General features: G+C 67.7%; 25 protein-coding genes. 16 read left to right on the top strand and 9 right to left on the bottom strand.

The window, feature by feature from the left end; all coding sequences use genetic code 11:
* Positions 1 to 63: 63 nt before the first annotated feature.
* Together ACWMMN_RS33075 and ACWMMN_RS33080 are read left to right on the top strand one after the other, a co-directional pair.
* Entirely contained in the window at positions 64 to 2,943 is a 2,880-nt protein-coding gene (locus ACWMMN_RS33075; RefSeq protein ID WP_486424344.1) for a glycoside hydrolase family 2 protein, read from the top strand.
* A gap of 114 nt (positions 2,944 to 3,057) precedes the next feature.
* Entirely contained in the window at positions 3,058 to 3,258 is a 201-nt protein-coding gene (locus tag ACWMMN_RS33080) for a hypothetical protein (RefSeq protein WP_059241241.1), read from the top strand.
* Between the two features lie 46 nt (positions 3,259 to 3,304).
* Here ACWMMN_RS33080 and ACWMMN_RS33085 read toward each other — a convergent pair whose 3' ends face one another.
* On the bottom strand, positions 3,305 to 3,439 hold the full coding sequence (locus tag ACWMMN_RS33085; RefSeq protein WP_006767081.1) for a hypothetical protein: 135 nt from the start codon (positions 3,437 to 3,439) through the stop codon (positions 3,305 to 3,307).
* A gap of 403 nt (positions 3,440 to 3,842) precedes the next feature.
* Here ACWMMN_RS33085 and ACWMMN_RS33090 point away from each other — a divergent pair, with 403 nt between their 5' ends.
* Together ACWMMN_RS33090 and ACWMMN_RS33095 are read left to right on the top strand one after the other, a co-directional pair.
* Positions 3,843 to 4,331, top strand: coding sequence for a hypothetical protein (locus ACWMMN_RS33090; protein ID WP_059241242.1), 489 nt, complete (start codon positions 3,843 to 3,845; stop codon positions 4,329 to 4,331).
* A gap of 70 nt (positions 4,332 to 4,401) precedes the next feature.
* Positions 4,402 to 5,211: an alpha/beta fold hydrolase gene (locus ACWMMN_RS33095; protein ID WP_486424345.1), complete on the top strand. Its 810-nt coding sequence runs from the start codon at positions 4,402 to 4,404 to the stop codon at positions 5,209 to 5,211.
* Positions 5,212 to 5,253: 42 nt separating this feature from the next.
* Here the strand turns inward: ACWMMN_RS33095 and ACWMMN_RS33100 are convergent, their stop codons facing one another.
* The 3 genes from ACWMMN_RS33100 to ACWMMN_RS33110 are packed head-to-tail and all read right to left on the bottom strand — an operon-like array spanning position 5,254 to position 9,322.
* The gene (locus ACWMMN_RS33100; protein ID WP_486424346.1) at positions 5,254 to 7,242 is read right to left on the bottom strand and encodes a DUF4034 domain-containing protein; all 1,989 of its coding nucleotides are present in this window, start codon (positions 7,240 to 7,242) and stop codon (positions 5,254 to 5,256) included.
* A 14-nt stretch (positions 7,243 to 7,256) separates the two neighbouring features.
* On the bottom strand, positions 7,257 to 8,039 hold the full coding sequence (locus tag ACWMMN_RS33105; RefSeq protein ID WP_486424347.1) for a DUF1266 domain-containing protein: 783 nt from the start codon (positions 8,037 to 8,039) through the stop codon (positions 7,257 to 7,259).
* Positions 8,033 to 9,322, bottom strand: coding sequence for a hypothetical protein (locus tag ACWMMN_RS33110; RefSeq protein WP_256087703.1), 1,290 nt, complete (start codon positions 9,320 to 9,322; stop codon positions 8,033 to 8,035). The genes ACWMMN_RS33105 and ACWMMN_RS33110 overlap by 7 nt, the downstream gene beginning before the upstream one ends.
* 612 nt (positions 9,323 to 9,934) lie before the next feature.
* Here ACWMMN_RS33110 and ampC point away from each other — a divergent pair.
* The 5 genes from ampC to ACWMMN_RS33135 all read left to right on the top strand — a co-directional run bounded on the left by ampC (position 9,935) and on the right by ACWMMN_RS33135 (position 16,656).
* Positions 9,935 to 11,104: a class C beta-lactamase gene (gene ampC / locus ACWMMN_RS33115; RefSeq protein ID WP_340625850.1), complete on the top strand. Its 1,170-nt coding sequence runs from the start codon at positions 9,935 to 9,937 to the stop codon at positions 11,102 to 11,104.
* Positions 11,105 to 11,268: 164 nt separating this feature from the next.
* Positions 11,269 to 13,380 carry a hypothetical protein gene (locus ACWMMN_RS33120; protein ID WP_486424348.1) on the top strand — a complete coding sequence of 704 codons (2,112 nt, stop codon included), beginning with the start codon at positions 11,269 to 11,271 and terminating at the stop codon, positions 13,378 to 13,380.
* 12 nt (positions 13,381 to 13,392) lie between these two features.
* Positions 13,393 to 13,653, top strand: a complete 261-nt coding sequence (locus tag ACWMMN_RS33125; protein ID WP_059241249.1) for a hypothetical protein — start codon at positions 13,393 to 13,395, stop codon at positions 13,651 to 13,653.
* Between the two features lie 37 nt (positions 13,654 to 13,690).
* Positions 13,691 to 15,829, top strand: a complete 2,139-nt coding sequence (locus ACWMMN_RS33130) for a phosphocholine-specific phospholipase C (protein ID WP_486424349.1) — start codon at positions 13,691 to 13,693, stop codon at positions 15,827 to 15,829.
* A 140-nt stretch (positions 15,830 to 15,969) separates the two neighbouring features.
* Positions 15,970 to 16,656, top strand: coding sequence for a histidinol-phosphatase (locus ACWMMN_RS33135; protein ID WP_486424350.1), 687 nt, complete (start codon positions 15,970 to 15,972; stop codon positions 16,654 to 16,656).
* A 15-nt stretch (positions 16,657 to 16,671) separates the two neighbouring features.
* Here ACWMMN_RS33135 and ACWMMN_RS33140 read toward each other — a convergent pair whose 3' ends face one another.
* The 3 genes from ACWMMN_RS33140 to ACWMMN_RS33150 form a co-directional block, all read right to left on the bottom strand.
* Entirely contained in the window at positions 16,672 to 17,559 is an 888-nt protein-coding gene (locus tag ACWMMN_RS33140) for a LysR substrate-binding domain-containing protein (RefSeq protein WP_486424351.1), read from the bottom strand.
* Between the two features lie 121 nt (positions 17,560 to 17,680).
* Positions 17,681 to 18,052, bottom strand: coding sequence for a cupin domain-containing protein (locus ACWMMN_RS33145; protein WP_081052149.1), 372 nt, complete (start codon positions 18,050 to 18,052; stop codon positions 17,681 to 17,683).
* A 77-nt stretch (positions 18,053 to 18,129) separates the two neighbouring features.
* Entirely contained in the window at positions 18,130 to 19,248 is a 1,119-nt protein-coding gene (locus tag ACWMMN_RS33150; protein ID WP_059241253.1) for a polyamine ABC transporter substrate-binding protein, read from the bottom strand.
* Between the two features lie 271 nt (positions 19,249 to 19,519).
* Here ACWMMN_RS33150 and ACWMMN_RS33155 point away from each other — a divergent pair, with 271 nt between their 5' ends.
* The 5 genes from ACWMMN_RS33155 (at position 19,520) to ACWMMN_RS33175 (ending at position 23,214) form a co-directional block, all read left to right on the top strand.
* Positions 19,520 to 20,377 (top strand): helix-turn-helix transcriptional regulator, encoded by an 858-nt coding sequence (locus ACWMMN_RS33155; RefSeq protein ID WP_486424352.1) that lies wholly within the window; start codon positions 19,520 to 19,522, stop codon positions 20,375 to 20,377.
* A gap of 42 nt (positions 20,378 to 20,419) precedes the next feature.
* Positions 20,420 to 20,605: a hypothetical protein gene (locus ACWMMN_RS33160; protein WP_486424353.1), complete on the top strand. Its 186-nt coding sequence runs from the start codon at positions 20,420 to 20,422 to the stop codon at positions 20,603 to 20,605.
* Between the two features lie 7 nt (positions 20,606 to 20,612).
* A complete protein-coding gene (locus ACWMMN_RS33165; RefSeq protein ID WP_256087710.1) occupies positions 20,613 to 20,993 on the top strand; it encodes a hypothetical protein in 381 nt (126 codons plus the stop codon).
* A gap of 220 nt (positions 20,994 to 21,213) precedes the next feature.
* Entirely contained in the window at positions 21,214 to 22,125 is a 912-nt protein-coding gene (locus tag ACWMMN_RS33170; RefSeq protein ID WP_081052085.1) for an NAD-dependent epimerase/dehydratase family protein, read from the top strand.
* A gap of 186 nt (positions 22,126 to 22,311) precedes the next feature.
* Positions 22,312 to 23,214: a LysR substrate-binding domain-containing protein gene (locus tag ACWMMN_RS33175; RefSeq protein ID WP_059241255.1), complete on the top strand. Its 903-nt coding sequence runs from the start codon at positions 22,312 to 22,314 to the stop codon at positions 23,212 to 23,214.
* A 287-nt stretch (positions 23,215 to 23,501) separates the two neighbouring features.
* Here the strand turns inward: ACWMMN_RS33175 and ACWMMN_RS33180 are convergent, their stop codons facing one another.
* Entirely contained in the window at positions 23,502 to 23,762 is a 261-nt protein-coding gene (locus ACWMMN_RS33180) for a hypothetical protein (protein ID WP_486424354.1), read from the bottom strand.
* A gap of 370 nt (positions 23,763 to 24,132) precedes the next feature.
* Positions 24,133 to 24,474, bottom strand: a complete 342-nt coding sequence (locus ACWMMN_RS33185; RefSeq protein WP_342706228.1) for a DUF4148 domain-containing protein — start codon at positions 24,472 to 24,474, stop codon at positions 24,133 to 24,135.
* 323 nt (positions 24,475 to 24,797) lie between these two features.
* On the opposite strand from ACWMMN_RS33185, the gene ACWMMN_RS33190 reads away from it, so the two are divergent.
* Together ACWMMN_RS33190 and ACWMMN_RS33195 are read left to right on the top strand one after the other, a co-directional pair.
* Entirely contained in the window at positions 24,798 to 25,817 is a 1,020-nt protein-coding gene (locus ACWMMN_RS33190) for an aldo/keto reductase (protein WP_486424355.1), read from the top strand.
* Between the two features lie 17 nt (positions 25,818 to 25,834).
* Entirely contained in the window at positions 25,835 to 26,251 is a 417-nt protein-coding gene (locus tag ACWMMN_RS33195; RefSeq protein ID WP_486424356.1) for an SRPBCC family protein, read from the top strand.
* Positions 26,252 to 26,327 lie beyond the last annotated feature (76 nt).

Consider the following 26,327-nt stretch of genomic DNA (forward strand, 5'->3'; position numbering starts at 1 on the left):
GCGCGCTCGGGATAGCGTCCCGGGTGCGTCGGTCGAGACGACGCAATCAGGGAGGATAACCAAGTGAAATCGAAAGAACGCCGGAAATTCCTGTCCTACAGCGCCGCGCTGGTCGGCACGAGCTGGCTCGCAGGCTGTAACGGCGATATCGATTCCCCGGCGGGCACGCCGGGCACCGATGGCCCGGCGACGATCACGCCCACGGTGCCCGCCGTGCCGGCCGACCCGGAACACAGCCTGCTGGCCACGCAGGAGCTCGCGCAGAACTGGACGTTCGCGTCCGCGAGCAGCCTGCCGGGTGCGACCGGTGCGCAACTGTCGGGCGCGGGCGGCGTGACGGGCATGGCGCCCGCGACGGTGCCCGGCACCGTGCTGAACAGCATGATCGTCAACGGCAAGTATCCCGATCCGTTCTACGGCCGCATCGTCACGAACACCCTTCCCGATACGCTGAAGGACACCGACTACTGGTACCGGACGACGTTCGCGGCGCCGGCCCGGCAGCCGGGGCAGCGATTGTGGCTGACCTTCGGTGGCGTCAATTACTGCGCCGAGATCTGGCTGAACGGCGCGCTCGTCGGGCGGCTCGAAGGCGCGTTCAAGCACGGCACGTTCGACATCTCGCGGCTGGTGCCGCAGGCGGGGGGCGCAGCCCATCTCGCGGTGCGCGTCGTCAAGCTGGATTTCTCCGAAGGGCCGCTGCTGCCGAACTACAAGAGCGGCGTGACGCGCGGCGGCCGCAACGGCGGCCCGACCGGCGTCACGCTGAAGAACGGCCCGACGTTTTTCTGTTCGGCCGGCTGGGACTGGCTGCCGACGATCCCCGACCGCAATCTCGGCATCTGGCAGCCGGTCTCGTGGTTCACGACCGGCCCGGTGCGCATCGCGGCACTGAATGTCGCGCATACACTGTCTGCCGATCTTTCACGTGCGGAGCTGAGGCTCGACCTCGAACTGGACAACGGCTCGGGTCAGGATCTCGTCGCGACGCTCGTCGGCAGCATCGGCACCGGCGTGACGTTCAGCCACGACATTGCGATTCCCGCATCGACTACCACGACGAAGGTGTCGCTCACGTCGTCGGATATCGCGGCGCTGTCGATCGGGCAGCCGCGCCTGTGGTGGCCGAACGGGTATGGCGAGCCGAACCTCTACGCGGTGACGGTGGGCATCAAGGCGGGACGCGTGCTGTCGGATGCGCGCACGCTGAACGTCGGCCTGCGCCGCATCGAGTATTCGCGCGACATCGGCATGGGCACGCAGCTGAGCATCACCGTCAACGGCCTGCCGATTCTCGTGATGGGCGGCAACTGGGGGCTCGACGAAGCATTGAAGCGCATTCCGCGCGAACGGCTGTTCAACCAGGTGCGACTGCATCGCGATGCGAATCTCAACCTGATCCGCAACTGGAACGGACAGAGTACGAGCGACGATTTCTTCGATGCGTGCGACCGCTACGGGATCCTCGTCTGGCAGGACTTCTTCTTCTCGACCGAAGGAGACGGCTCGGGCGCCGCCAACGTGCCGCGCGATCTCGACAACATCCGCGACGTGATCGCGCGCCACCGTCATCGTCCGTCGATCCTGCTCTGGTGCGGCGGCAACGAAGGCGCGCCGCCGCCGGCGCTCGTCAAGGGGCTCGACGCGCTCGTCACCGAGCTGGATCCGCAACGCCTGTGCCTCACCAGTTCGGCGGGCGATACGGGCGCCGGTGCGGTGAACGGCTACTCGTCCGGCGGGCCGTACAACTGGGCGTCGCCGCAGGCCGCGTTCAGCCGCGGCTACGGCACGACGTCGGTCGCGTTTCACAACGAAGTCGGCTCGCACTCGATCCCGACACTCGAATGCGTCGAGTCGATGCTGCCGCCCGGTTCGTACGAGTGTCCGGACGACTTCTGGGCCGATCGCGACATGAACGGCAACGGTGCGTACTACTATCAGGTCGGCAAGCAGGGCGGCGCCGGCTACATCGCGATGACGGCGCTGCGCTACGGCGCGATCCGCAATCTCGCCGACTTCGTGCGCAAGGCGCAGATGATGAACTACGAGTGCATCCGCTCGATCTACGAGGCGAATGCGGCCGTGATGATCGGCCCGGTGGCCGGGAAGATCACGTCGCCGGCCACCGGCGTGATCATGTGGATGACGAACCCGTCGCAACCGAGCTTCGTGTGGCAGATGTACAGCCACGATCTCGAGGAACATGCGTCGTTTTTCGCGGTGCAGCACGGGTGCCGTCGCGTCAACGCGATCCTCGACGCGAATACCGCCGACGTGACGATCGCGAACCATACGGGCGCGGCCGTGGCCGGCAGCGTCGAGATGCGCGTGTACAACCTGGACGGTACGCTGAGCAGCCGCGCCACGGCCGATGCCGGCGGCGTCGCGAAGGCGTCGTATCGCGTGGTGGCGAACCTGAAGGCGGCAATGGCCGCCGCGAAATCCGACGTGTGCATGGTGTCGCTCGCGTTGACCGATCCGGGCGGCAATCCGCTCGCGGAGAACGTCTACTGGCGGCAGCGCGACGGCGGAGACACGTCGTATACGTCGCTCGACTCGATGCCGGGCGCGGCCGTTTCCGTCAGTGCGACGTCGGCCGAGGCCGATGACGTGACGACGCGCATCACGGTCAACGTCGCGAACGTCGGTGCGGGCGTCGCGTTGATGACTCACCTGCAGGCGTTCGACCCGTCGATCGGCGCGCGCATCCTGCCCGCGTTCTACAGTGACAACTACCTGAACCTGGTGCCGGGCGCGAAGCGGCAGATCACGATCGACCTGCCGCATGCGGGCGGCGCACCGGTGTCGCGCGTCGCGCTGCGGATCGACGGGTGGCGGCTCGATCGTCCGAACTGCAGGCTGGGGCTCGGCGGCGTGCCGGTCGTCTTCAACGAGCGTGCGCTGGCGATCGACCCGGCGGTGCCGACGTTCGCGGCATGCTGAGCCGGGCGTGCGCACGATGCGGTGGGACGGTGAACGCCGGGGCGGGTCGCCCGTCGTTCATCCGCTGCGCGTTTCCGGATACCGGGCCCAATCGGGGAATAAAGCGTGGAGACATTGCAGGAGCTGCGCATCCGCGCGCTGAAGCAGGCGCTGGATGACGAAGTGCACGGCTTGTGGATCAGCCATGAGATGGCGACGAACATCATCGCGCGGCTCGACGACGCGATGTCGATCGCGCATGCGTGCGTCGCGGATCGCAACGGCGCCGGTGCGGGCGGCGCGATACCGGCTGACCGGCCCCCCTTCCGGGGTTGAGCGATCGGGCGAGCCTGCCAGGTGTCATGGGGCCGCGTGACCGCGCCTACGGACGCAGTAAATCGAACCCGCCGAATACGACGACGCCGCTGAGCACGATCATCGCGACGGAGTGCTGACCGAAGTAGAGAATTGCCGCGGCAAGCCACGTCGTGATGCAGAAGGCGCCGATGCGGGCCATCGTGTGTTCCTCGAATGCGTGATGCAATGGGTGCGTGCCGCACGGCGTTCGCCGCTCGAACGGGCGAGCGGGGGCGCAGACGGACGGAAAAAGGCGACCCGCGCAGCCGAGACGGCGGCGTCGGCACGCGCGGCATGCCGCGCCCGAAAGGGCGGGAGTCGAAGCCGGCGGCGTTGCGCGTTCGGGCCCGGAGGCGGCCGATGTGCGCATCCAGCCGGCGAAGCCGCAATTTTACCAGCGCCGCCGTGTCGCGAATCTGGCCCTTTCGCGATGAAAATGCGGCAATCGCGCCGATATCCGTTCGACCCCGATACTCAAGTTTCGTGTGACGAATGCCGTAAACGAGTTGGAAGGCGATTCCCGCCTTCTGTCACGATTCGCTAACGACACACGGACCGACACGATGCAGATCGATTTCTCCACCACCACGCGATCCCCGCTGGCGGACAGCGGCATGAGCGCAAACGCGAACGCAAACGCGCCCGCCGCGACGTCATCCACCGGCGCCGCAACGGATGCCACGAGCGCGACGGGGCCCACCGGCACGACCGGCGCCAACGGGGCGACCGGTACCACCGACGCGAAGGATTCGACCGGCGCCACCGGCGAAACGCTCGGCGCGGCGGGCGCATCGTCGGAAGACCCCGCGGTCGCGCAGTTGAAGGCGCTGATCGAGCGGCTGCAGAAACAGCTTGCGACGCTGGAACGCCAGATGGCCGCCGCCGCCCAGCGCGCGAAGGACGATCCGTCCGCGGCCGTCGAACAACAGTCGCTGAGCGCGGAAGCGAGCGCGATCTCGGCGGCACTCGCGACGGCGATTTCGCAACTCGCGTCGGCGCTCGAGAAATCGGGCGGCTCGTCGTCGGGCGGGCTGGTGTCGACGCACGCCTGAGCGACCACGGCCGAGTCGGCCTCACGCATTACAATCGCAAGCTCGTCTCCCTCGAAAGGACGGCTGAACGATGAATGCGGAACCCGACGACGATCTCGTCCGCTTCGACGCACAAGGCGGCACGCCGCTGCCGGCGGCCGATGCGCAAGGATGGCTCGAACACGACGGCGCGCGCATCTGGCACGCGTCGTTCGGCCACGGGCCGCCGGTCGTGCTGCTGCACGGCGGCCTCGGTCACGGCGGCAACTGGGGCAACCAGGTGCCGGCGCTGCTCGCGGACGGCTACCGCGCGATCGTGATCGACAGCCGCGGCCACGGCCGCAGCACGCGCGACGACCAACCCTATTCGTACGAACGCATGGCGTCGGACGTGCTCGCGGTCCTCGACGCGCTGCACGTCGACCGCGCACGCTTCGTCGGCTGGAGCGACGGCGCGTGCATCGCGCTCGTGCTGGCCGCCCGTGCGCCGCAACGCGCGGCCGGCGTGTTCTTCTTCGCGTGCAACATGGATCCGGGCGGCACGAAGGAGATGGTGCCGAGCCCGCTGATCGACCGCTGCTTCGCGCGGCACCGCAAGGATTATGCGCAACTGTCGGCGACGCCGGACCGGTTCGACGCGTTCGTCGCGGCCGTCAGCGAAATGATGCGCACGCAACCGGATTACACCGCGCAGGATCTCGCGGCAATTGCCGTGCCGGTTGCGATCGTGCAGGGCGAACACGACGAATTCATCCGGCCCGAGCATGCGGCGTACCTCGCGCATGCGATTCCGGGCGCGACGTTGACGATCCTGCCCGGCGTGAGCCATTTCGCGCCGCTGCAGCGGCCGGCGCGATTCAACGCGGCGATGCTGGCGTTTCTCGGCCGGCTGCCGGCGTGACGCACGCGCCCGCCGGCGAGCGGGCGCATGCGCCGGTCGTGGTCAGACCATCGCGTTGTCGGCGCCGGGGATCTCGTGCGCCTTGATCTGCTTGCGCTGCAGCTTGTAGCGCAGCTTGCCGAGCATGCCGTCCTCGTGGGCGATGCGCGTGATGTTGAGCACGTATTCGTCGTCCGGCGCGACGGCCTGCGCACCCATGATCCAGCGCACGCTGTCGCGATAGTCGTACAGCGCCTTGTCGTTGATGTCGGCGAGGAAGAACGACAGCGCGGCCATCGCGGCCGGGTGGCCGCCTTCGGCATGCCTGCGCAGTTCATCGATATAGCGGTGACGCGACGCATGATCCTCGATGTCGCCGATGAACATCAGCATGCACTCGAGGCCGTCCGTGTGCCCCATTTCGTGCGCCTTGCGCGCGGCCTCGACGGCTTCGACCTGCATGCGCGCGCGTTCGGCCAGGTCCGTGCTGTTGAGTCCGATGTGGTGATACGTGTACCCGAGCCGGTACGCGGCCATGTTGCCGCCGGCGTCCATCGACTCGCGGAAGTAGTGGGCGGCGCGATATGGGTCGGCCGCGACGTGCATGCCTTCCTTGTAGAAGCAGCCGAGCAGGTAGTCGCACGAATCGCCGCCTGCCTCGTAGCCGAGCTGGCAGAGTGCGACGGCATCGGCGGGGCGCCGGTTTTCGTATTCCATGGCGGTGGCGAGCTGGTTCCAGGCGAGCGAACCGGGCTCGTTCAAGCGTGCGGCTTCGAGCCACGCGTCGCCGCGCACGTCGTCCTGGGCGAAGCCGAACATGCCGGTGCGATGGGCATAACCGCGCAGGATCATCGCCGACGTGCACGCGCGCGCGTCGGAGGCCCGTTCGATCGCACCGGTCAGCCAGCTGCCTTGCGGGTCGAGGCCGAGCGTCAGCCGCAAGCCTATCGCCATCGCACGGTTGTCGTCGATCGGCTCGTTGCGTTCGGCTTCCTGCAGCCGCGCGTAGGCCTGTTCGTACTCGTTGCGCTTGAAATGGCTGTAGGCGAGCCAGTGCAGCGTCTCCCAGCGGTGATACGGATGCAGCGCGGCCTGCGCGCGTGCGAGCGTCGCGGCCATCGCGCGGCGCACGTCGTCTTCGTCGTCATCCGAATCGAGCGTATTGCCGGCGTAATCGTCGCGCCAGATCTCGTGGCGCAGCCGGTCCTTCTCGACCGCATCGAGGTGTGCGCATGCATCGGAATCGACGAACGCGCGGACGTGGTCGTGCGAGCCGCCCCAGCGCGGCTGCATGTACCAGATGAACGTGCGCATCGGAAAGAACAGCTTCGGGTGGACGTGCAGCGTCGCTTCCATCCAGTACCACTTCTCCTTGCGCAGTTTCTTGCCCTGGACCGGGCCGGGCAGCGCTTCGGGAAATTCCGCCGGGCATGCGACCGGCACGTCGGGATTCAATCCCGAACGCGCGAGCATGCGCTGCAGTTCGGCGCGCGTGGCTTCGTCTTCGGCGCCGACGTTCAGGTGCAGTTCGGTGACGGGCCAGCGGCGCTCGCGCACGAGCTGCGTGAGCCATTCGGGCTCGCCGAACGACGACACGCTCGTGAAGATCACCTTCGGCGCGGCCCACATCGTCGGCGCGAGCACCAGCGCGCGCAGCGCGGCGACGGTCGTCATCGCGGCGCACGCATGCGCGCAGATCCAGCCGGCTTCGGTCACCGTCTCGGCCCAGCCGGAACCGCGGTATTCGTAGGCCCAGTGGTGCCAGTAATGCGCTTCGCACAGCCACGCGTGCGCGGAGCGCGGGCTCGCGGCCTGCCATGCGCGCAGGCGCGCGAGGCCCTCGGCGCCGGCGTCGATGCACGGCTGCACGTCGGCAGGCAGCGCGTCGACATACAGCGCTTCGGCCGTGCGGTCGGCGAAGCTGGCGGCGAGTGCGGCGTCGAGCTGTGCGTCGAGCGCGGCAAACTCGCCCGCGCGCAGCAGCGCGTCGACGTCGCAGATGAACCAGCGGGACTTCGCGGGCGGAATCAGGGCGGCGGGAGCGGAGGACATGTCGGTGTCGGTGGTCATGACGAAACGGGTTGGGGATCGAAGATGCGGTAGCGCTTCCACGGCAGCGAAAGCCAGTTTCCGGACGGATTGCGCAGGTGCTCGCGCACTTCCTGCGTGGCGCGCGACGACGCGGGGCCGTCCTGGCCGCTGCCGCGCAGCCAGTGCTGGCGGGCCCGCGCATACGCGAGCCCGAAGTCTTCCCAACTGTCGAAGCTGTCCTGCGCGCGCTGCGCATTGAGCAGCAACACGACCCACGCGTGCTGTTCGGACGTCCAGCCGAGCAGTGCGATGCAGCGCACGAGAAACGCGGTGCGTGCGCAGTCGAAAGCGAGTGCGTCGCGCACGCGCCCGTCGGCAGCGAGCTGTTCGTAGAAGCCTTCGTGCGAGCGGCCGACGCCACGGATCCAGCCCGCGAGGATCGGCGGCACGCGCTGTACGATCTGCCACTCGGGCAGGTCGGCCGGCAGGTCGAGTTCGCGCCGCAACTGGCGCGCGAGCTGTTCGCGTTGCGGGTCGGGCAGCGCGTAGACGAGGTCGTCGCAATCGCAGCGCAGCCCGTTGCGGATCAGCAGGATGTCGGCAAGCGCGAGCGACCAGCGGCGGCGGTTCGGCGGCGCCTGCTCGGCCAGCGTGTGGGCGAGCTTGACCGCCGCGGTCTGCCGGACCGCTACCGCGGCGTCGGCCCCCGCGGCCTGGTCGGCGTCGACTTCGCGCACCATCCGGGCGGCGGCCCGGAACGATCGCCACACGTACCACACGAGCCACAGCACGGCGACGCCGATCAGCAGTTTCAGCATGACGGGCCCCCGTCTGCCGGCGCACGCAGCGCGAATGCGGCGCACAGCGCGGGATCGATCGCGATGCCTTCGATCTCGAAAGCGGTCGTGGCCGGCGGTGTATCGGGTTCGCGCGTGGCCGGCAGCGCATCGGCCGGCAGCGCATGGCGCGCGGCTGCTGCGACGGCCGGATCGATCTGTCGCAGCTGGCCGAGCGCATAGGGCGCGTTGCGCAGCAGCAGCCACTGCAGCGCGGCCGGCGGCTGTGCGAAATGCTCGATCAGGTGGAAGTTCTCACTCATCACGCTCAGCAGATGATCGGGCGAGCGCACGTCGGTGACGAAGGTCCATGCGCCGGCGGCCGCGCCCGGCGCGTCCGGTTCGAACACGAGGCCCATGCCCTCGCAATCGGGATGACGCTCGCCGCGCGGCCCGAGCGCGCGCAGGAACTGGCGGACGTCGTCCGCATAGCGGCGCACCGGGTGGCGGTTCTGCTTGCCCTTGATCTGGTCGATGCGCAGGCCGTTGCCGCCCACCTGCAGGCTGATCGTCACGTGCGGCTGGTTGCCCGCGCCGCGCAGCGTGAACAGGCGCAGCCGGCCCTCCTGCGCGGCCTGCGCGTACTGCTCGCCGTAGCCGCCGCGCAGCCGGCGGCGATCCGCGAACTGGCCAAGGCAGTGCTGCATGTAGTACGACTCGTAAGCGAGTTCCTCGCGCAGCGCCGCATGATCGCCGGCGAATTCGAAGACGATCCCGTTCGGCGTGCGCAGCACCTCGCGCAGCGCGAGGCCGCTGCTCGGCACCCAGCCCTTGTCGCGGCGCGCCTGCATCCGCTGGTGCTCGCGCTCCCACATCTCGAGCGCCATCGTGCACGTGATGCGCTGCAGTTTCTGTGCGAGCCGCGTGCCGGCGCGCGAGCGCAGGAATTCGACCAGCGTGCGCTCGCGGTCGATCAGCAGCATGTGCTCGGGATCGATGAAGTAGAGCGGTGCCGGTTCGGTGGCCGGCGGCGGTGCTGCATCGACCGTCGCGCCGGATGCCGGTTGCGCGCGGAACCGGCGCACGAGCCAGTCGGGCGCCGGCCGGTCGGCGCCGGCGTGTAAGCGGTAATCGGCGAGCGAATCGAGCGGCTGCGCCTGCTCGAACGCACCGACGACCCAGCGGAAAAAATGGTTGCCGAGCCACGCGAGGATGTCGGCCGGATCGCCGCGCTCGGCGCTGCGGCGGGCGATGGCCGCCTTGATGTCGGGCGCATTGACGACATCGCGCGGCCGGTAGGCGGACGCGCCCACGGTTTCGGTCACGGGGTCACTCTCCGGTCAGGCAGGGCGTGCGCGGGCAACGCGCGCGGGACCCTGGCGGTTCTTTCGGCTCAAGGGCGAAACGGCGAACGGGCGCGCAAGACAAGCGCGGCGGCGTTGCGGGTTCCGGTTCGGGGCGGTCGATGCGTGAAAATCACGCGGCCGCGCGGTAGCCAATGACGCGGGAGCGGGCGATCAGCGAATGGCGATTCATTGTTTCTCTCAGGATGGATTCTATTTTTTTGCTTCCGCGAGTCTACTTCGATCCATGCGGGTGAATCAATCGCGCGGTGCGCCGACATGGGCGGATCTGACCAGGCTTGTCTCTTTTTCTTCGATTTTCGATGGAGCGCCATTCGGCGGCCGGATTCGATGCGGTTAAAAGCGCCCGATTTTCCCGGCAAACGGGCGGACGGCCTTGCGCGTGCAGCGATGCAATCCCGCGCCCGGCATATCTCATAAGTTTTTCTTTAGGCTCGCGCAACTTATCGTCGATTGTTGGCGGCCGGCCGGTAGCGGATAGTCCTGCTTCGACAGGCCGGCCGCCGCATCTTCCGCGCGGCGCGGCCGGATCTGTTGTCCATGCAACCATCAGAAATCAAAGGAACCGCAACCATGCGATTCAACGCGACACGCTTCGCCGCGACCCTGTTCGTCGCCGCATGCGCCACCGCGACGGCCGGCCGCGCGGCCGCCGTCACGCAGGACGACCTCCACGACACCGTGACCCGCCATATCGCGCCGTTGATGAAACAGTACGCCGTTCCCGGCATGGCGGTCGGCATCGTCGCCGACGGCAAGCCCTACGTGTTCGATTACGGCGTGATGTCGAAGCAGACCGGCAAGCCCGTCACCGGCGACACGCTGTTCGAGATCGGCTCGGTCAGCAAGACGATGACGGCGACGCTGGCGGCCGACGCGCAGGAGGGCGGCGAACTGTCGCTCGCGGACCCGGCGGGCAAATACCTGCCCGCGTTGCAGGGCAAGCCGTTCGGCGTCGTCACGCTGCTCAATCTCGGCACGCATACGCCTGGCGGTATGCCGCTGCAGGTGCCGGACAGCATCCGCAACGACGCGGACCTGATGCGTTATCTCGACGCGTGGCGGCCCGCGTATGCGCCGGGCACGCGCCGCACCTATTCGAACGTCGCGATCGGGATGCTCGGCTATCTCACCGCGAAGGCGATGCACAAGGATTTCGCGGTGCTGATGGAGCAACGGCTCTTCCCCGCGCTCGGGATGATGCATACGTACATCAACGTGCCGGCCGCGCGTCAGGCCGACTATGCACAGGGCTATGCGAAGGACGGCAAACCGACCCGGATGACGCCCGGCATGCTGTGGCAGCCGGCGTATGGCGTGCGGACCACGGCGGCCGACCTGCTGCGTTTCGTGCAGGCGAACATGGGCCTGATCCAGACGTCGCCGCGGCTGCAGCGCGCGATCGAGCGCACGCATACCGGCTATTTCAGCGCGGGGCCGCTGACGCAGGACCTGATCTGGGAACAGTATCCGTATCCGGTTGCGTTGCCGACGCTGATCGAAGGCAATGCGCCGCCGATGCTGTTCAACGCGACGCCGGCCAGCGCGATCAAGCCGCCGCTTGCGCCGAATCCGAACACATGGATCAACAAGACGGGCTCGACCAACGGCTTCAGCACGTATGTCGCGTTCGTCCCCGCGAAGCGGATCGCGATCGTGATGCTCGCGAACGGCAACGTGCCGATCGAGGATCGCGTGAAGGCCGCGTACCGGATTCTCGGCTCGCTCGGCGACGGGCGGTAACGTTTCCACGGCCGGGCCGGATACGCCGCCCGGCCCGGTACGCCCCAAAAAAACTGATACCTGTATCGGCGCGCTTCTGCAAAACGAAATACGCGCATCGCATCCCCTGAGCAGAATCCGGGCAGATCTCCGGGCGTGTCCGGACATTCCAGTCAGGGGGAAACATGCAGAAGACCACTCTCGCACGGCTGCTGTGCGGGCTGACCTTGGTCGGCGCGCTCGGCGCGTGCGGCGGCAACATGGATGGCACGGGCGGCGCGGCCGGCACATCGACGAACGCGGCCGGCGGCACCGACAACGGCAAGGACAACGGCGGTACGCCGCCGGGCCAGCAAGTCGCGAACCGCGCGCTCGTGATCGAGCTCGACGGCGTCACATACGCGGCGCTCGCGGCCGGCATCGCCGGCGGCACGCTGCCGAACCTCGCGAAGCTGCATATTGCGCCAGCCTACAGCGGCGGCGTGAACGGCCTGCTGTCGCAGCAGCCGAACCTCGATACGCCGAGCTGGGCCACGCTGCTCACGGGTGCCTGGGGCAATCGTCATCAGGTGCTGTCCGACGCACCGAACCAGGCGCTGCAGGCGCCGACCGCATTCGACACGCTGAAGACCGCGAACGCGGGCCTGCTCGGCGCGGCCGTCGGGTCGCCGGCGCTCGCCGCACTGCTCACGGCCGGCCGCAACGCGGGCAATCTCGACACACTCGCGAATTGTGCGGCGGTCGACAGCTGCGTGACGCAGCAAAGCACCACGATGATCCAGCAGGGGTACTCGCTCGTCGTCGCGCAATACCACTCGGCGCAGGATGCGGCGCTGAACTACGGTCTCGGCGCGGCCGCGTACGCGAACACGCTGAAGCAGCTCGACGCGTCCGTCGGCGTGCTCGTCGCCGAAACGGCGAAGCGCAACAAGGAGAACTGGCTGGTCGTGGTCACCGGCGGCCATGGCCTGAACGCGGCCGGCGGCAGCGACGGGCTGCCGTTGCTGTCCGAATCGACGACCTTCATCGCGATGAACCAGGCCGACAACGGCCGCCTCGGCAGCGCCGCGCAGCCGGCGTCGCTGGCCGACCTGCACGCGCGCGCCAGCATCGCGGACATTGCGCCGACCGTGCTCGCGCAGTTCGGCGCGCTGCCCGCGTCGTCCGCGTATGAAATGGATGGCGGCGAACTGATCGGCGCGCAACCGGTGTCGCAGCTCGCCGGTACGGCCAGCACCGACGGCCACAGCGTCGTGCTGACGTGGGCCGCGCCCGCGAGCGGCGCGATCGCGGTGTACCGCGCGGGCCAGCAGATCGCGACGCTGCCGGCCGGCACGACGACCTATACCGACAGCAATCTCGGCCTGACCGCAGCCGGCACCTACAGCTTCGACTACGTGGTGACGGCAGGCGGCGCGCCGCTCGGCAGCATCGTGCGGATCGCGTACGTGCCGCCGCCCCCGCCGCCGCCGCCGCTCGCGGCGACGCTGAAGAACGGCCTCGCGTCGTATTACCCGTTCGGCGCGCTGCCGGCCGTCGATGCGCTGAACGCGAGCACGATGGGCCCGTTCCCGGCCGCCGCGAACGGCGGCTCGCTGGTCGCCGATCCGTTCGGCGGCCAGGCGCTGCAGGTAACGACGCAGACCGTCGACACCAACGGCTACGACGGCTACAAACTCGTGCAGAACGCCGACATCGCGACGCAGGCGCAGTTCACGATCGGCATGTGGCTGAAGACGCCGTGCACCGACGTGGTCGGCTTCGGCACGCCGGTGTTCGCGAACAAGAACTGGCAGAGCGGCAAGAACGCGGGGATCGCGATCGGGCTGTTCCCGCAGGCGTCGGGCGCGCCGTCGGGTACCTGCAACCTCCAGTACAACGCAGGCGACGGCACCAACCGCAACGACCTGAAGACGATGAGCGTGACCGCGAACCAGTGGGTGTACGCGGCGTTCGTGATCGACACGGTTGGCAAGACGATGACGGCCTACACGTTCGACCCGGTGCTCGGCGAGCAGAAGCAGAGCACGCCGCTCACGGTGTCGGTGGCCGCGCTGCCGGGCCTCGGCACGAAGACCTTCGGCGTGAACGAGGACGGCACCGGCCAGTACCACATGCTCGCGTGCGGCTACCCGGCCAGCCATTACAGCGGCGGCTACACGGTCAACGCGTGCACGACGGTCAAGCCGAACGTCGAGAGCTTCTCCGACGTCGCGATGTGGAGCCGCGTCGTGACCGAAGCCGAACTGCAGTCGGTCGCGGGCTCGGGCAAGCCGCTGTCGACGATCCTTCACTGACGGAGTGCCGACATGACCATCGCAAATCTGCGCCGCGTGCGCGTCGCGCTCGCGGCCTGCATGCTGAGCGCGCTGGTCGCCGGGTGCGGCGGCGACGATTCGGGCAGCACGGCCGCCGGCGCCGCGAAGGCGAATGCGGCGCCGGCCGGTGCGGGCGGCGCGAGCGCGCCGGTGCCGATCGTCGCGCTGCCGGGCGCCGGCCCGTGCGCGGCGTCGGGCACGGCCGCGCTGCCGTCGCCGTTGCTGAACTCGCAGCTGCGCTGCGCGCCGTGACGCGCGCGCCTTTCCGGGACGACATTCCTTCTCGATCATGACCTCCATCGACCGCCGTTCGTTTCTCCGTGCCGCTGCTGCCGGCACGGCCTTCTCGATGTTCCCGCCGGCGATCCGGCGCGCGCTCGCGATTCCCGCCAACAACCAGACGGGGACGATCAACGACGTCCAGCACGTCGTGATCTTCATGCAGGAAAACCGCTCGTTCGATCATTATTTCGGCACGATGCCCGGCGTGCGCGGCTTCGGCGACCGCCTGACGATCCCGCAACCGGGCGCCGCCTCGGTCTGGCAGCAGAACGACGGCAAGCGCCCGGTGCTGCCGTTCTATCTCGACAGCACGAAGGGCAATGCGCTGCTCGTCGGCGGCGCGCACTCGTGGACCGATTCGCATTCGGCGTGGGACAACGGCCGGATGACCGCATGGCCCGCGTCGAAGGGCGATGCGTCGATGGGCTACCTGCGCCAGTCCGACTTGCCGTTCCACTTTGCTCTCGCCAATGCGTTCACCGTGTGCGACGCGTACCACTGCTCGCTGCACGGCGGCACGAACTCGAACCGGATCTTCCTGTGGACCGGCACCAACGGCCCGACGGGCTCGAACACGGCCGTCGTGAACAATGACGGATGGGACGGCCTCGGTTCGTCGAAGACCGGCCTCACGTGGACGACCTACCCGGAGCGCCTGCAGGCGTCGGGCGTGAGCTGGAAGGTCTACCAGAACATGCCGGACAACTACACCGACAACCCGCTCGCGGGCTTCGCGACGTTCCGCAAGGTCAACGAGACCGTGCCCGGTTCGCCGAACGCGCCGTACACGCCTGCGATGGAGGCGCTGTCGCCGCTGTACAAGGGAATCGGCAACACGATGCCCGACGGCGGTTTCCTGCAGTCGCTCGCCGACGACATCGCGGCGAACCGGATGCCTCAGGTGAGCTGGATCGTGTCGCCGACCGCGTACTGCGAGCACCCGGGCGCCTCGACGCCGGGGCAGGGTGCGTACTACCTGCAGCGCCTGCTCGACACGCTGACCGCGAATCCGGATGTGTGGAGCAAGACCGTGCTGTTCGTGAACTACGACGAGAACGACGGCTTCTTCGATCACATGCCGCCGCCGAATCCGCCGTCGCGCAACCCGGACGGCACGTATGCGGGCAAGTCGACCGTGACCACGCAGTACGAGTACTTCACGTTGCCGAACCCGCCCGGCGATTCGTCGCCGCTCGCGCCGGACGGCCGTTCGTACGGGCCCGGCCCGCGCGTGCCGATGTTCGTCGTGTCGCCGTGGAGCACGGGCGGCTGGGTCAACTCGGAAGTGTTCGACCATACGTCGGTATTGCGCTTTCTCGAGCAGCGCTTCGGCGTGCAGGAGCCGAACATCAGCCCGTGGCGCCGCGCGGTGTGCGGCGACATGACGTCGGCGTTCAACTTCAAGAATCCCAACGGCAACCCGACGACGTCGCTGCCGGCGCCGACCAAGGCCGCGGCCGACGCGCAGCACGTGCAGCAGGCGCTGATGGGCGCGGTGCCCGTGCCGTCGGTCGCGTTGCAGCAGATGCCGGTGCAGCCGCAGGGCACGCGGCCGTCGCGTGCGTTGCCGTACGAGCTGCATACGAGCGCGAGCGCCGACGTGTCGGGCGGCCTGCTGTGGCTCACGTTCAGCAACACGGGCGCGGTCGGCGCGGTGTTCCATGTGTACGACAAGCTGCATCTCGATCGTGCGCCGCGCCGCTTTACGGTCGAAGCGGGCAAGCAGTTGTCGGATGCGTGGCGCGTCGTGGCCGACGACGCGGGCAGCTACGACCTGTGGGTGCTCGGGCCGAACGGCTTCCTGCGCGAATTCCAGGGCAACGTCGCGAAGGCCGCGAGCGGGCCCGTGCCGGAGATCCGCGTGTGCTACGACCCGGCGAACGACGCGGTGTACCTGACGATCATGAACGTCGGCAACGCGGCGAGCCAGGTCACGGTCACGTCGAACGCATACCGCACCGACGGCCCGTGGCGCTATGCAGTGCCGGCCGGGATGCAGGTCGAGCCGTACTGGACGCTCGCCGCGTCGAGCGGCTGGTACGACTTCACGCTGGCGGCCGAGAACGGCCTCGTGCGCCGCTTCGCGGGCCGCGTCGAGACCGGCCGGGACAGCATCAGCGATCCGGCGATGGGCGTGTCCAGCTGACGGGCGCCGGCCGCACGGCCGGTGCCGCATCACCGGGTGCCGCCGGCGCGCCGACCCGCGCCGGCGGCTTTTGTGCGCGGCCCCGCGTTGGCGAGGCCGCGCGTTTTTCATTCCTCCCTGCTCACACGACGCTTCATTCGATGACGCAACTCGCGCTTTTCGATCTCGACCTTACCCTCATTCCGTTCGACAGCGACCAGGCCTGGGGCCGTTTCATGGTCGAGCACGGCCTCGTCGACGCGGCCGAATTCGACCGCATCGACGCTGCATTCGCGGCCGGCTATGCAGCCGGCACGCTCGACATCCACGCGCACCTGTGCAACATGCTCGCGCCGCTCGCCCGCTATTCGCGCGAACGGCTCGCGCACTGGCACGCGTGCTTCATGGCCGACGTCGTGCGGCCGGCGATCTCGCCGGCGGCGCTCGATCTCGTACGCCATCATCGCGCGCGCGGGGACCTGTGCTGCGTCGTCACCGCGACGAACGCGTTCATCACGCGGCCGATCGCGCAGGCGTTCGGCATCGACGCGCTGATCGCGTGCGAGCCCGAGACCGTCGACGGGCAGCCCGGTTCGCGCTATACGGGGCGGCCGGCCGGCGTGCCGAGCTATCGGGAAGGGAAGATCGTGCGCACCGATGCGTGGCTCGCGTCTCTTGGCCTCGCGTGGCCGGATTTCGAACGCAGCTGGTTCTACAGCGATTCGCACAACGACGTGCCGCTGCTCGAGAAAGTCACCGACGCGGTTGCCACCAATCCGGACGAACGGCTGCGTGCGCTCGCGACGGCGCGCGGCTGGCGGATCGTCGAGCTGTTCGAAACCGTGTGAGCGTGCGCCACGTCGCTATGCGCGTGCGAGCGGACGTTCGTCGCGGCATTCGACGTTCGCCATGAACGCGGTGATCAGCCGCGTATCGGCGCGCGCGCCGAGGTAGTACAGATACTCGTGCATCGGCGGCAGGTCGTCGGCGATCGCGATCGCGCGCAGCTCCGGATGCGCGCCGACCTCGCCGCGCGGCATCAGCGTGCAGCCCATGTCGTGCCGCACGGCTTCGCGGATTGCTTCCCGGCTGCCGAGTTCGATCGCGTTCGCGGGCACGCCGATGCCCGCGTGCTTCAGCACGTGCTCCATCAGCGCACGCGTGCGCGAGCCCGCCTCGCGCAGCAGCAACGTCTGCCCGGCCAGCGCCGCGAGCGCGACCGACTCGCGCACGGCGAGCGAATGCGAACGGTGCACGACCAGCACGAGCGGATCGTTCGCGATCGTGTGCCGCACGAAGCGCGGATCGTCGTCGCGCTGCGACGACACCGCGACGTCGACGCGAAAATCGACGAGCGCATCGAGCACCTGCTGCGAGTTGCCGATCTCGATGCTGATCTTCACGGCCGGATACTGGCGGCGGAACGCGGCGATCGCGGGCAGGATGTAGAACGGGCCGGTCGTGCCGACGCGCAGGTTGCCCGTGTGCAGTTCGCGCTCGTTGCGCAGCGCGAAATCGATGTCGTTCTCCATCTGCAGCATCTGGCCGATCATCGGCATCAGCGACGCACCGGCATCGCTGAGATCGAGGCGGTTGCCGCGGCGATGGAACAGCTCGACTCCGTAGTGGCGTTCGAGCTGCTGGATCCGCGACGTGATCGTCGGCTGGCTTACGTCGAGGCGCTTCGCGGCCGCGGTCACGCTTCCCTGGCGGGCGGTTTCGTAGAAGGCGGCGAGAAGCAGGGCAAGCATGGCGGCACACGGGACGGGACGACCGGAACTTACCGGCCGCGCGTGTCAATTCCGTGTCATTGCCGTGCAGGTGCGTGGCAAATTGGGGTGCAATGTTGCGTGTGCCGGGCGCTGCCGCTGCTTATTCCGCCGGCTGCTCGTCGTACGCGACGAAGATCTTGCGCGTGCGTTCGACCACTTCCCACGTGCCGCGAAAGCCTGGCGGAATCACGAAGCGGTGGCCGGTGCGAACGGTCTTCCGGTTGCCCTCGGCGTCGGTGATCACGGAGGTGCCTTCCAGGATCTCGCAGTACTCCGCTTCCGTATAGGCGACACGCCAGCATCCGGGCGTGCTTTCCCAGATGCCGGTCGAGAAACGCCCGCACGGACTCGCGAAACCCGGGGTGAGCGTCTGAAGCGGATCTCCCGAGATCAGCTTCTCGGGCGACACGCGGTACTGCGTCGGCGCGCCGCTCGGGCGGAGCGCATCGGTAATCAATGAAACGTCGATCATGATGGTCAGGTTGCGTCGAATTGAAATGAACGCGCCGACGGCGCGTTCGCATGATTGCATGGTTGAGGGCGGCGTGGTCAGTTGCCGGTTTTCAGTTGCTGCCACAGGCGGTTCTCGAGTCGCGCGATGTCCGCCGAGCGCGGCTTCGACAGCGTCATCCGGTCGAGCACGTCGGCGGTCAGATACACGTTCGGATCATGCGCGACGGCCGGCGTCACGTACTGATGGGCCGCCTTGTTGGCGCTCGGATAGTAGATCTCGTTGGTGATGTCCGCGTTGACCTTCGGATCCTGGATGTAGTTGATCCACTGCAGCGCGGCTTCCGGATGCGGCGCATCCTTCGGAATCGCCATCACGTCGAACCACAGGATGCCGCCTTCCTTCGGGTTCGCGTAGCGGATCTCGTAGCCGCGCTTCGCTGCCACCGCTTCGCGTCGCGCGACGCTGACGTCGCCCGACCAGCCGAGCACGACACACACGTCGTTGTTCGCGAGATCGTTGTTGTAGCCCGACGAGTTGAACTGCGTAATGTACGGGCGCACCTTCTTCAGCATGTCGAATGCCGCGTGATAGTCGGCCGGGTTCTTGCTGTTCGGGTCCTTGCCGATGTACTGGAGCGCGGCTGCAAACACGTCGTCCGGCGCATCGAGAAACGATACGCCGCAGCTTTTCAGCTTCGACACGTTGGCCGGATCGAACACCAGCGCCCAGCTGTCGAGCGGCGCGCCGTCGCCGAGCGCTTTCTTGACCGCCTGCACGTTGTAGCCGACACCGTCCGTGCCGTAGGCCCACGGCACGCCGTACTGGTTGCCCGGATCCGATTCGGCGATCTTCTTCATCAACGCGGGATCGAGGTTCGCGAGATTCGGCAGCTTCGTCTTGTCGAGCTTCTGGTACACGCCGGCCTGGATCTGCCTGGCCATGTAGTTCGACGTCGGCACGACGATGTCGTAGCCGGAACTGCCGGCCAGCAGTTTGGACTGCAGCGTGTCGTCGCTGTCGTAGACGTCGTAGCGTACGTGCACGCCGGTTTGCTTCTGGAAGTCCGGAATCGTCGTTTTCGCAATGTACTCGGACCAGTTGTAGACGTTCAGTTCGGCGTCAGCCGCGCGGGCCGGCGACACCGACAGCGGCGCGAAGGCCGCAACGGTCGCGATGGCAACGGGGAAGGCGAGACGAAATACGCGGACGATCATGGTCACTCCCTTTCGGAACGAAGGCGGCGCACTGCGTGGCGCAGGCGCGCCGCGGGTCGGTCGACGAGGCGCGCGGCGGCGCGCTTCGACCTGCGGACGCGCCGACGGGCCTCGCCGGATATCGGGAATGACTCTATTCGGCGGCCATCGGGATGTCTGTCCATGAAATCCGTACAGCGAGGCCGCGTGACGCACCGGAACGCGGCGCGAGGGAATTGGCAACGTACTTTTGGCGTGGTAACGGTAGGCGTCCCAATCCCCCGTGCATCGTATGACCGACCATGACGCCGCCGCGACGATCGATATCCAGCTGGGCCAGCTCGTGTTCATGTCCGACGCGCTGTCGGCCGTGGCCGGCGCGATCGGATCGCCGGATTTCGTCGCGGTCGTGTTCGAGAACCTGACGCGCATCGTCGATTGCGATTCCATTCATCTGGATTACGAAGACGAGTCGCTGCTCGACCGCCGGGTCGGCTGGATCGGCAGCTACGGCACCTATCCCGACCAGATCGAGCGCACGATGACGCGCTATTACCGCGATTTCGCACAGGTCGACACGACGTTCGACTGCATCCGCGGCGAACGCGATACGCAGTTGCTGCAGTTGTCGACGCTGCGGTTGAACCCCGAGATCCGGCGCGCGTTTTACGACACCGAGGACATTCACGACGAATGCGTGGTCACGTATCGCGTGGACGAGCTGACCTATGCGTTGTCGGTGTGCCGCGCGCGCCGGCTGCCGCCGTTTTCGCTGAAGGAGCTGAGTGTCGTCCGGCACGTCGCGCTGATCGTGTTGCCGCTCGCGGTCGCGCATCGGCGCATTGCCGGCGACCGTCCGGCCGGTGCGGATGTGCACGTGCCGCGCCCACCGGGAAGCGGGACCGCGCAGCGATTGAACGACGTGTTCGAAAAGCTGACGTCCCGCGAATCGGAGGTGTGCGCACGGCTCATTCGCGGCCGGAAAACGCAGGATATCGCGCACGAACTCGGCATCCGGCCGTCGTCGATCGATACCTACGCGCGGCGTGCGTTCGCGAAGCTCGGTATCGAGTCGCGCCGACAGCTGCTGAATCTGCTCGTCGATCATGACGCGCTCGACGCGTCATCGGCACGGAGAGGCGATGCGTGATCGCCATGTGCGCACACGCCACGCAATCGGCGGGAGAGCTGTTTGAGCGTCGCATGGGACGGCATCACGGGCGCCGGCGTGCTCGGCGGCGCGCAGGTCGCGAGCCGGCACGCGTTGGCCGACGCGGCACGCGACGGCGACTGGTCGACGATGCTCGACCGCGTGACGCAACAGCCTGGCCTCATCAACGCGACGCGACGCGACACGGCCGGGCGGGACGTCGCTTGATGCGCCGTTGCATCGGGCTGCTTGCGGCGGGGCGCCGGAAGGGGGCGTCACCGAACTGCTGCGGCTCGGCGCGTGGCGCGTGCTGCGCGACGCACGACGCGAGCGCGCGGTCGATATCGCGGCGCAGCGCGGGCATCGGCATCTGGCCGGGTTGCTGACGCCGCAGCCGCGACGCTTCATGCCCGGCGATACGCTGCGCGCCACCCAGCGCCATTTCCACGACACGATCGTCGGCCGCATTTCGCGCCGGTATATCGATGCACTGCGTCTGCCCGAACTCGATGCGCAGGCCGGACAAACAGGATTCGCGGTGCCCGGCATGTACGGCGGCTTCGGCTATGCGCTGCGCACGGACGGCGAGGCGTCCGTGCTCGTGTCGGAGCGCTGAGGCCGCGTGGTCGGTGGCTCGGGCCAGCGGCACGAGATCGCCGCGAACGGCTGCGCGCGGGTCGGCGCGGGGTTCGTCCGATGCCGCCGATCATCCCGTTGCGCTCAAAACTGTTTTGGCGATTCGCGCCTTCCACGGGCGGCACCGGCCGCCGATACTGCGACGCAAGACATTTCGCGAGACCTGTCCCGCATTGACCGTCTCGCCTTCGGAGCAGTGGATGAAAGGCATGAAAATATTCGTGACGGGCGCAAGCGGCTATATCGGCGGTTCGGTGGCCGCGCGGCTCGTCTCGGCCGGACACGTCGTCACCGGCTTGACGCGCGACGGCGACAACGCCGCGAAACTCGCGGCGGCCGGCATCATGCCGGTCGTCGGCACGCTCGACGACACGGCGCTGCTGCATGCGTTCGCGCGCGACGCGGATTGCGTCGTCAACGCGGCGAGCAGCGATCACCGCGAGGCCGTCGAGGCGATCGTCGCGGCGCTGAGCGGCTCGGGCAAGACGTTCCTGCATACGAGCGGCACCAGCGTGATTGCGGACGATGCGCGGGGCGCGCATGCCAATGCCGCCGTGTTCGACGAAACGACGCCGATCGTCACCCCGGCGAAGGCCGAACGCCACGCGATCGACCGGCTCGTGATGTCGGCCGCGAGCCTGGGCATCCGCTCGGCGGTAATCTGCAACAGCATGATCTACGGCGACGGCCTCGGCATCCGCCGCGACAGCGCGCAGCTGCCGCTGCTCGCGGCCGTCGCGCGCGATGCCGGCGCGGTGCGCGTGATCGGCAAGGGGTTGAACCGCTGGTCGAACGTGCACGTCGACGATGTCGCCGACCTGTATCTGCGCGCGATCCATGCTGCATCGCCCGGTGCGTTCTACTTCGCGGAAAACGGCGAAGCATCGTTCGCGGAAATCGGCCATGCGCTGGCCGAGCGGCTCGGCTTGCCGTCCGTCGTCGAATGGGATGTGGCCGATGCGGCGCAGGCGCTCGGTCATTCGCGTGCGCATTTCTCGCTCGCATCGAACAGCCGCGTGAAGGCGCTGCGTGCGCGGCAGGAACTCGGGTGGGCACCGCAGCACGGCGCGATGCTCGACTGGATCCGCGACGAGATGCCCGTCGCGGCCTGACGCCGCCGCCTCGCCTGGTCTGATGAAAACACGCGTTCGCCCTCCGGCTTCATTCCGGATTGTTCGGACAATATTCGCCGCGCATTATTGAATCGAAATCAACTGTGATTCGCGCCCGCGCCCGCTTATCAAACCGGCGCGGCGGCACTATCGTGACGGTTCCTGAAACTGCCGATACTGCCGACCATGAAGACGACCCTCGACGAGATGCTCGCGTTCGTGACCATCGCCGACGCCGGTTCGTTGACGGGTGCGGCGGACAAACTGCACCAGCCGACCTCGGTGATGAGCCGGATCCTGCGACGCCTCGAGGAAAAGCTCGACACGACGCTGATCCGCCGCACGACCCGCCGTCTCGAAGTGACCGAGGAGGGCAAGCTCTTCCTCGAATATGCGCGCGACATCATCGCGTCGGTCGAATTTGCCGAGGAGCAGATCGTCAGCCAGCGTGAGACGCCGGCCGGGCGCCTGCGGATCAACGCCGCGATGCCGTTCATGCAGCACGTGATCGCACCGATGATGCCCGGCTTCCGCGAAGCGTATCCCGCGATCGCGGCCGAGCTCCACACGAGCGACGAGATCATCGACCTGCTCGAACAGCGCACCGACGTGGCGATCCGGATCGGCGAGCTGCGCGATTCGACGCTGCATGCGCGCCGGCTCGGCAGCAGCCGGCTGCGCATCCTCGCGAGCCCCGCTTACCTGGAGAAAGCCGGCGTGCCGACGAGCGTCGCCGACCTCGCGAACCATTCGCTGCTCGGCTTCGTGCAGCCGGAGACGCTGAACCACTGGCCGCTGCGCACCGCAGACGGCAGCGTGTACCGCATTCATCCGGCGCTGCAGGCATCGAGCGGCGAGACGCTGCTGACGCTCGCGCTCAATGGCGCCGGCATCGTGTGTCTCGCCGACTACATGACGGGCACGCATCGCCGCGACGGCAGCCTCGTCGAACTGCTCGTCGACGACACCACCGAATTCCGCCAGCCGATTCACGCGGTGTTCTATCGCAATGCAACGTTGTCGTCGCGCATCGTCAGCTTTCTCGACTATGTGAGCGCGCAGTTGAAGGAGGGCGGCGACATCGATTGAGTCAACGCCGCACGCGCCGGATCGCGCAACACAAAAAAGGGCGGCGGGTTCGAATGACATCGCACCCGTCGCCCTTTGCGTATCGGTCGAACCTGAACCGCGCGTTCGCTGCCCCGGCGCACTCATCAGCCTGACCTGACTCAGCATTTCCCCGGTGCGCGCCTGCGCGAGCGAGTCCTCGGCCTGCGCGCTTTGCACGGCTTGCCTGCGCTGGTCGTGGAGGCTCTGCGCGATCGTGTCGGTCTTGATCGGGAGGCACGCGCGCTCGAAGTCCTGCCGGCTCCGTTTCAGTTGCGACTGCGCGCGTTCGAGCGCGCCTTGCGCGCCCGGTACGGGCGCGGGTCGATGACGAACAGCAGGTCGCCCTTGCGGACGGTCGCGCCGTCATGGAACGCGACCTTGTCGAGACAGCCGCTCACGCGCGGGCGCACGTCGACCGTGTCGACGGCTTCGAAGCGGCCCGTGTAGACGTCGACGTCGTCGACATTGCTGACGATCACGCTCGGCGTCGCGACCGGCGCCTTGTCGTCCGACTGGCAGCCGGACAATGCCGAGCAGCGCGGCGAGCGGAACGGCGCCCAGCACGGCCGGTCGCGCGATGCGCTTCGATCCTGGATATCGGTTCATGCGCGTGCGAAATGTCGAGTGAGGCGCCTGGCGCCGGATGGTGCGCAGTATCGTGCGCGGCGCGCGGCGGATAAACGGACGAAGCGGCCTAAGAACTTGTACTGCGCAGTCACGAATCGCCGTGTGCGGCGACGGCGCGCGAGCCGGTTTCGCGGGGCAGGTCGAGGGGAGAAATGCAGCGGCGACGCGCGGCCCGAATGCCTGTTCAGGCGATCCGGGCCGGCAATGCGGAGCGGCGGGACGAGCGATCGCGCGTGTCGAGAGGCGTGCTCTCTTGCGCGTCGACGCGAATCAATGACCGCGATAGATCGAGTCGCGGCCGTTGGTCATCGTCGCGCGGCCGGATTCGCTGGTGGTGCGGGCTTCGCTGCCGAAGCCGGTTTTGTCGGCGGCCGGCGCGGCGTTCGGTGCTGCCTGCGCGACGGCATTGTCACGCACGCGCTTTTCGGCGGCGAGGATCGCAGCCGGATACTGGTTGTGATCCATCGCCGGGGTGTAGCCGACGGCCGCGAGGCGGGCCATTTCGGCCTTCACTTCGGCGCGGGTCAGTGGATGGTCGGCCGGTTGCGCGAACGACAGCGCCGGTGCGGAAAGGATCAGTGCGGCGAGCGTGGAAGAAATCAGCGTTTTCATCAGGGGTGCCTATCAGGTTGAGTGAACCGCAACCACGGTGATGTCGTTGCGAGTGCAGCCAATATAGGCATCGCGGGACCGGGGAAATACGGTCGCCGGCCCAAATGATTTTTGATCTGGAATCACGAATCGGGTGTCGATTCGGTCGGCACCTTGCCGGGCGGGCGTCCTGCCGGAAGAGCGGGCCGGCGCCGGTCATCGAAACAGGCATCGAACCGGCCGATTAGACCTCTTGGGACTCAAGTGTGTCGAATTCTGTCTTGGACAGACTTAACCCATCTCCCTAGACTGAACTCGCTTTCCCTCACTCCCTGGAGAAAATCATGAGTCTCAAAGACAAGCTGCCCGGTAACAAGATCCTTGGTTTCGGTACTGCCCCGCTCGGCAACATGTTCCGCAACATCCCTGACGCGGAAGCCGCGGCCACCGTCGAAGCGGCATGGCAACACGGCATCCGTTATTTCGATTCGGCCCCGTTCTATGGCGCCGGCCTCGCGGAAATCCGCCTCGGCGACGCGCTGGCGAACCACCCGCGTGACGAATATGTCCTGAGCACGAAGGTCGGCCGCGTGATCCTCGACGAAGTCGAAGACGTGTCGGCGCGCGATCTCGGTGAAAAGGGCGGCCTGTTCGAACACGGCCGGCCGAACCGCATCGTCAACGACTACACGGCCGACGCGACGCTGCGTTCGATCGAGGACAGCCTGAAGCGGCTGCGCACCGACCGCCTCGACATCGTCTGGGTGCACGACATCGCGCAGGACTTCTACGGCGACGAATGGCTCGCGCAATTCGAAGTGGCGCGCAAGGGCGCATTCCGCGTGCTGAGCAAGCTGCGCGAAGAAGGCGTGATCAAGGCATGGGGCCTCGGCGTGAACCGCGTCGAACCGGTCGAACTGGTGCTCGACCTTGCCGAACCGCAACCGGACGGCATGCTGCTGGCCGGCCGCTACACGCTGCTCGATCACGAGCGCGCGCTGCAACGCGTGATGCCGGCGGCTGCCGCGCAGAACGTCGGCATCGTCGTCGGCGGCCCGTACAGCTCGGGCGTGCTCGCAGGCGGGTCGCACTTCGAATACCAGAAGGCTTCGCCGGAAATCCTCGCGAAGGTCGAGCGGATCAAGGCGATCGCCACGCGCTACAACGTGCCGATCAAGGCCGCCGCGCTGCAGTTCTCGATGTCGCATCCGACCACCGTCGCGGTGATCCCGGGCGCGAGCCGTCCGGAGCGGATCGCGGAAGACCAGGCTGCGCTGAACGTGGCGATTCCGGCCGACTTCTGGCGCGACATGCGTGAACAAGGTCTGATTGCGGCCAATGCGCCGCTGCCGACCGATCGTTGATCCTGAAAGGTGATGGCATGGCACAGGCAAATGCAAGCATCGAACTCCCGGCTTCGGCCGAGACCGTCTGGCAACTGATTGGCGGCTTCGGGTCGCTGCCCGACTGGCTGTCGTACATTCCGGCCAGCGAGCTGAGCGAAGGCGGGCGCGTGCGGCGTCTCGCGAACCCGGCCGGCGAGGCGATCGTCGAGCGGCTGGTCGCGTTCGACGAAGCGGCGCGCAGCTACACGTACGCGATCCTCGAAGCGCCGTTCCCGGTCGTGAACTATCGCTCCACGCTGCGCGTGCGCGAGAACGGCCCGAACGCGTCGGCCGTCGAGTGGTCGGGCACGTTCACGCCGCACGGCGCGACCGACGACGATACCGTCAAGCTGTTCCGCGGGATCTACGAAGACGGTCTCGCGGAACTGGCGAAGCGGTTTGCGGTGGCCTGACGGCAGCGCATCGCATCGTGCGAGCAGGAGCCTGGCGATATCGGGCTCCGTCAGCGCCTTCGTCGCGGGTTCAGGC

It is taken from the genome of Burkholderia cepacia complex sp. TUM26381 (genome assembly GCF_057439935.1).